The following is a 6,733-nucleotide window of genomic DNA, read 5'->3' as shown; positions in this document are numbered from 1 at the left end:
TGAGAGATAAAATCGATTTAATCAAGGCTGAAATTATGTCGTTTAGTCATCTAAACCAATAATTTTTAACGCCGAGTAAAGCGATTTTAGCCTCAGCCCTCAGTGCATAATGCATAGTGCAATGGCTATTTTTTGCGCTAGCTGCATTAGAATTTCACTCATTTGGAATAACCAAACAACGTTCATTCTGCTTTGCTATCACTAAAAATAGCCTATTGCTGAAAATATAAACAAAGATTAACAGACCCTTGGGTTAATAGAAAAAATACTGGTTAAAAGCTGCGCTATATGGTATAAAGTGCGCCGCTATTTCTGTGCCTAAATACAGTTTGTTGCTTGAGGTTAACATACCAAAAGATAATAAAAGGTTTTAGGTAGTAGTTTTAGCCTAACTTGAACATACAATAATGTCTGTTCTTAAATTAAACTCACATACATCTAGCAAAGGTATACCGGGGTGCTCAGCATTTATATGCATAAGGGTCGAGTATATTGGATGTATGAACGCTTAACCCCCAAGGAAAAATATTATGCCAAACGTTTCTATGCGCGACATGCTTAAAGCAGGTGTTCATTTCGGTCACAAAACTCGTTACTGGAATCCAAAAATGAAATCTTACATTTTTGGTGCTCGTGATAAAGTTCATATCATCAACTTAGAACAAACTGTTCCTATGTTCAACGAAGCTTTAGCTTTCTTATCAGGTGTTTCATCTAAGAAAGGTAAAATTTTATTCGTTGGTACTAAGCGCGCGGCAAGTGATGCAATCAAAGAATCAGCAATCAAATGTGACCAATTCTACGTTAACCACCGTTGGTTAGGTGGTATGTTGACTAACTGGAAAACAGTTCGTCAATCTATCAAGCGTTTAAAAGATCTTGAATCACAAAGCACTGACGGTACTTTTGATGCATTAACTAAAAAAGAAGCTTTAATGCGTACTCGTGAAATGGAAAAGCTTGAAAAAAGCTTAGGTGGTATCAAAAACATGGGTGGCTTACCAGACGCTATCTTCGTTATCGATGCTGACCATGAACACATTGCTATTAAAGAAGCTAACAACTTAGGCATTCCAGTAATTGCTGTAGTTGATACTAACTCAAATCCAGATGGTGTTGATTACATCGTTCCAGGTAACGATGATGCGATCCGCGCTATCACTTTATACACAGATTCTGCTGCTAACGCTGCTTTAGAAGGTCGCGAGCAAAACATCTCTGTACAAGCTGAGAAAGACGGTTTCGTAGAAACTGAGTAATTCATTACTTTGTCATAAAATCGACTTGGTATCGTGTTAATTTTTAGCAAGATACCAAGTAAAAACTTATCTGAAAATTTGAGGAATAACTGATGGCAATTACTGCTAAACAAGTTAAAGAACTTCGTGACCGCACTGGCGCGGGCATGATGGATTGTAAAAAAGCTTTACAAGAAACTGATGGTGACATCGATTTAGCCATTGAAAACATGCGTAAATCAGGTCAAGCAAAAGCAGCTAAAAAAGCAGGTAACATTGCAGCTGAAGGTGCTATTTTAATTAAAACTGACGGCGGTGTTGCGGCGTTAGTTGAAGTTAACTGTCAAACTGATTTCGTAGCTAAAGATGCAAACTTCTTAGCATTTGCTAACGAAGTAGCTGATGCTGCATTAGCTTCTAAATTAGCGATTGCTGATTTACAAGCACAATTCGAAGAGCAACGTATTGCGTTAGTAACCAAAATTGGTGAAAACATCAACGTTCGTCGTGTTGAGTATGTTGAAGGTGTTTCATTAGCTTCATACATCCACGGTGGCACTATTGGTGTTGTTGTTGCTGGTGAAGGTGATGCTGAAGGTCTTAAGCACATTGCAATGCACGTTGCAGCGAGCAAGCCTGAATATGTAACACCAGATGATGTTCCAGCTGACGTAGTTGAAAAAGAAAAAGCTATCCAAATCGAAATCGCGATGAATGAAGGTAAGCCTCAAGAAATCGCTGAGAAAATGGTTACTGGCCGTATGAAGAAATTCACCGGTGAAGTTTCTTTAACAGGTCAACCTTTTATCATGGAACCAAAGAAATCTGTTGGTGAAATCTTAAAAGAAAAAGGTCTTTCTGTTTCTACATTTATCCGTTTAGAAGTGGGTGAAGGTATTGAGAAGAAAGAAGAAAATTTTGCTGCTGAAGTTGAAGCTCAAGTAGCTGCTGCTAAAGCAAAAGCTTAATTTTTAATAACGATTTCAAAAAGCGTTCATTTGAACGCTTTTTTTATGCCTGTTTTTTGAACGTATTTGTGCTAATTGGCAGATAAAAGTATATTAAAACCGACTTTTTTCAGTTAAGGCTTTCGTGACTGAGATAAACGTATTAAAATAGCCGCGGCCAAATTTGGTCTTGGCTATTTTTTTACCTACAGGATTGTTTTATGACTACCAACCTTAAACCTACATATCGTCGAATTCTTTTAAAACTTAGCGGTGAAGCCCTAATGGGAGAAGAAAGTTTTGGTATTGATCCAAAAGTTTTAGATCGTATGGCTCAAGAAATCAAAGAATTAGTTGAAATGGGCATTCAAGTTGGTTTGGTCATTGGTGGCGGTAACTTGTTCCGTGGCGCAGGTTTAGCAGAAGCCGGTATGAATCGTGTTGTTGGCGACCAAATGGGTATGTTAGCGACCGTAATGAACGGTTTAGCGATGCGTGATGCTTTACATCGTGCGTTTGTGAATGCTCGTTTAATGTCTGCGATTGACCTAGCTGGTGTTAGTGACACATACAATTGGGCTGAAGCAATCAGTTTATTAAAGTCTGGCCGCGTTGTTATTTTCAGTGCTGGTACGGGCAACCCATTTTTTACCACAGATTCAGCAGCGTGTTTACGCGGTATTGAAATTCAAGCTGATGCGGTATTAAAGGCAACTAAGGTTGATGGTATCTATTCTGCCGATCCAGTTAAAAATCCAGAAGCTGAGTTATACAGTAACTTAACGTATCAAGAAGTACTTGAAAAAGAATTAAAAGTAATGGACTTAGCGGCCTTTACTTTAGCGCGTGATCACAATATGCCTATTCGTGTGTTTAACATGAACAAACCTGGAGCTTTAAAAGCAGTAATTATGGGTGATGATGAAGGTACAACGATTGATCATGCGGAAAACTTTGCTTAATTGTTCATGGTAAGTGAACAATAAAAAGGTTTTAAAAATTATAAATTAGCCATAGTTTAAGAATGTAATAGTTTAAGGAATTTACGCGTGATAAACGAAATCAAACAGAGTGCTCAAGAAAGAATGGGCAAGAGTATTGACTCACTTAAAACCAATTTAAATAAAATTAGAACGGGTCGTGCGCATCCATCATTATTAGATAATATTACAATTGAATATTATGGAATGGACACACCATTAAACCAAGTAGGTAACGTGTCGGTTGCCGATGCTCGAACATTAGCTATTACGGTTTTTGACAAAAGCATGATCAGTGCGGTTGAAAAAGCAATTCTTTCATCTGATCTTGGTTTAAACCCTTCATCGCAAGGCACATTAATTCGTATTCCATTACCACCATTAACTGAAGAACGTCGTAAAGATTTAGTTAAAGTTGTACGTGGTGAAGCTGAAAACGGAAAAATTGCTATTCGTAATATTCGTCGTGATTCTAACTCTGACTTAAAAAGCTTAAATAAAGAAAAAGAAATTAGCGATGATGAGTTACGTCAATCAGAAGACGAAATTCAAAAAATCACTGACGAATACGTTAAAAAAGTTGATGCTATTCTTGCTGAAAAAGAAAAAGAATTAATGGAAATTTAAGCTTTTAATTAAGCCTGTAAAAACGCCGAACATGACTGTTACGGCGTTTTTGTATTTATTGTCTAGCGGTAAATTTAGAGATCATGACGAACGTTAAAGAATTGGAAGCACCCTCTGAACTACAACCTGTACCACAACATGTTGCCATTATTATGGACGGTAACGGTCGTTGGGCTCAACAGCGAGGTAAATCACGGGTTATCGGTCATAAACAAGGGGTTGAATCTGTTCGTGCGGCGGTAAAAACAGCCAGGGAACATGGGGTAAAAGCACTTACCTTGTTTGCTTTTAGCAGTGAAAACTGGAAAAGACCGGCGTCGGAAGTTAGCGTTCTAATGGATTTGTTTATGTATGTGCTAACTCGTGAAGTTAAGCGATTACATAAAAATGAAATTAAATTTCAAGTGATTGGTGACTTAAGCCGCTTTTCTGATAAATTACAGAAGAAAATCACGGATGCGGAGCAATTAACCGCAGATAATAATGGTTTAGTCTTATCGGTTGCGGCAAACTATGGCGGTCGTTGGGATATTAGTCATGCGGCTAAACAGTTAGCTCAGCAAGTGCTTGATAAGCAAATATCAATTGATGATATTGATGAAACAAGCCTAAATGAAAAAACAAGCTTATTTGGTTTGCCTGAATTAGATTTACTGATCCGAACCGGGGGCGATTATCGCATTAGTAATTTCTTATTATGGCAATCAGCTTATGCTGAATTTTATTTTACCGATGTTTTATGGCCGGATTTTAATGACGATGAATTTATTAAAGCCATGTCAACGTTCAAACAACGTGAGCGACGGTTCGGTAAAACCGGTGACCAAATAAAAGAAAATAATAATTAAAAAAAGGACTCGCCTTGTTAATTAAAAGAATCTTAACCGCATTGGTTTTAGCACCAGCGGCAATCTGCGCAATATTTTATTTACCTTTAAACTACTTTGCTATTTTATTGGTTGCCTTAATAGGCATAGGTGCATGGGAGTGGGGGCCATTAATGGGGTTTAACTCCTTTGGCAAACGTTGTGCTTTTGTTTTATCCAATGTCGTTATTTTGGCTTGTTTATGGCGTTTATTACCGGCAGAACAGCTATGGTCAGCTACCGGTGAGTTAACTAAAAATGTTGAATACATTCTTTGGTTATCGGTTATTTGGTGGTGTTTATCCGCATTTCTTACTTATGTTTATCCTAGATGTAGCACTTTTTGGTCAAGCCATCGTTCAGTTCGAGGCTTGTTTGGTTGGTTAACGCTTTTACCGACTTGGGTTGCTTTTTTGGTGTTACGTAGTTATGACTATCAAACCAGCACTTATCATGGTGCGCAACTGATCATGTTCTTATTTTTACTGGTTTGGAGTGCTGATGTAGGCGCTTATTTTGTTGGTAAATCACTTGGTAAACGAAAATTATTACCCAATGTCAGCCCAGGTAAAACCCTAGAAGGCTTTTTAGGGGGAATTGTGTGCGCTTGTGTTATGGTGCTTATTTTAGGCAGCGTACTTAGTTGGCAAACAGCGCAATATATGACGGTTTTAGGGGTAACGGTATTAATTACCACAATTTCGGTTTTAGGTGATTTAAACGAAAGTATGTTTAAGCGCCAAGCGGGTGTTAAAGACAGTGGCAGTATTTTACCTGGTCATGGTGGTATCTTAGATCGTATCGATAGTTTAACGGCAACAGCACCTATCTTTGCCTTATGTTTTTTATATTTTGGTTGGTAACTAGTGGCTTTACAACGGCTTTGTGTTTTAGGTTCAACAGGTTCTATTGGTGAAAGCACCTTAGATGTTGTCGCTCGTCATCCGACTAAATTTATCATCGAAAGCTTAGCCGCTAACACTAATGTTCAGCGTATGTTTGAGCAATGTTGTCAATTTAAACCTGAAACTGTTGTCTTAGTTTCAGAACCACATGCTCAACAATTAAGTGCCTTATTAAACGAAACTGAACTTAATATTGAGGTGTTATCAGGGCAAGACGCTTTAGTTAGATTAGCCACATCACCAACCGTAGATTCAGTCATGGCAGCCATTGTTGGTGCTACAGGGTTGGTATCAACTTATGAAGCGGTGAAAGCAGGTAAGCGTGTATTGCTGGCAAATAAAGAAGCACTAGTCACTTCGGGTGCCATTTTTATTGAAGCTATGCAAAATTCCGGTGCGCAATTATTGCCTATCGACAGCGAGCATAATGCAATCTTCCAATGTTTACCTGAATCAGAACAAGCACGCCCAGGTTTATGCCAATTAAAAACAAAAGGTATTAAAAAAATATTATTAACCGGCTCAGGTGGTCCGTTTCGATTACGTGATAACGCCACTTTATCAGCGGTTACGCCGGAAGAAGCATGTGCCCATCCTAATTGGGATATGGGGCGAAAAATTTCGGTAGACTCAGCCACTATGATGAATAAAGGCTTAGAGCTTATTGAAGCTAAATGGCTATTTAATTTGGAACCTGAAGATATTCAAGTTGTGCTGCATCCACAAAGTACCATACATTCTATGGTGCAGTATGTTGATGGTTCAGTGTTAGCACAAATGGGTAACCCTGATATGCGAACACCAATAGCACATGCCTTAGCTTACCCCGAGCGTATTGATGCCGGTGTTGATGATTTAGATTTTTTTAATACTTGTTCATTCGAGTTTCAAGCACCAGATTTTGAAAAATATCCAAACTTAAAATTAGCGATAGATGCCTGTAAACAGGGGCAAGCTGCCTGTACGGCATTAAATGCAGCGAATGAAATTGCCGTTGATGCCTTTTTGAACAAAAAAATAAAATTTACCGATATCTACAAAATAAATGAAACTTCTGTGAAAAAATTTGTCTCACAAAGTGTAGCCAATATTGATGATGTTATTGCCTTAGATCAAACTGTCAGAATATTTGCCCGTTCGTTGTTAACTAAAGAAGTGAATTTGACTTAG

7 protein-coding genes are annotated in these 6,733 nt (G+C 38.1%); all 7 read left to right on the top strand.

All coding sequences use genetic code 11. From position 1 onward, the window contains the following. The first annotated feature begins 530 nt into the window (after positions 1-530). Positions 531-1,259, top strand: a complete 729-nt coding sequence (gene rpsB, locus ACSLUO_RS11385; RefSeq protein WP_448248649.1) for a 30S ribosomal protein S2 — start codon at positions 531-533, stop codon at positions 1,257-1,259. A 92-nt stretch (positions 1,260-1,351) separates the two neighbouring features. Next, positions 1,352-2,206: a translation elongation factor Ts gene (gene tsf / locus ACSLUO_RS11380; protein ID WP_448248648.1), complete on the top strand. Its 855-nt coding sequence runs from the start codon at positions 1,352-1,354 to the stop codon at positions 2,204-2,206. Positions 2,207-2,406: 200 nt separating this feature from the next. After that, positions 2,407-3,147, top strand: a complete 741-nt coding sequence (gene pyrH, locus ACSLUO_RS11375; RefSeq protein WP_448248647.1) for a UMP kinase — start codon at positions 2,407-2,409, stop codon at positions 3,145-3,147. Positions 3,148-3,234: 87 nt separating this feature from the next. After that, positions 3,235-3,792: a ribosome recycling factor gene (gene frr, locus ACSLUO_RS11370; protein ID WP_448248646.1), complete on the top strand. Its 558-nt coding sequence runs from the start codon at positions 3,235-3,237 to the stop codon at positions 3,790-3,792. Positions 3,793-3,875: 83 nt separating this feature from the next. Then, entirely contained in the window at positions 3,876-4,640 is a 765-nt protein-coding gene (uppS, locus tag ACSLUO_RS11365; protein WP_448248645.1) for a polyprenyl diphosphate synthase, read from the top strand. Positions 4,641-4,654: 14 nt separating this feature from the next. Continuing rightward, positions 4,655-5,521, top strand: coding sequence for a phosphatidate cytidylyltransferase (locus ACSLUO_RS11360; RefSeq protein WP_448248644.1), 867 nt, complete (start codon positions 4,655-4,657; stop codon positions 5,519-5,521). A gap of 3 nt (positions 5,522-5,524) precedes the next feature. Further along, the gene (gene ispC, locus ACSLUO_RS11355) at positions 5,525-6,733 is read left to right on the top strand and encodes a 1-deoxy-D-xylulose-5-phosphate reductoisomerase (RefSeq protein WP_448248643.1); all 1,209 of its coding nucleotides are present in this window, start codon (positions 5,525-5,527) and stop codon (positions 6,731-6,733) included.

Source organism: Thalassotalea agariperforans, assembly GCF_053470345.1.
This window is presented reverse-complemented; position numbering and strand designations above follow the sequence as displayed.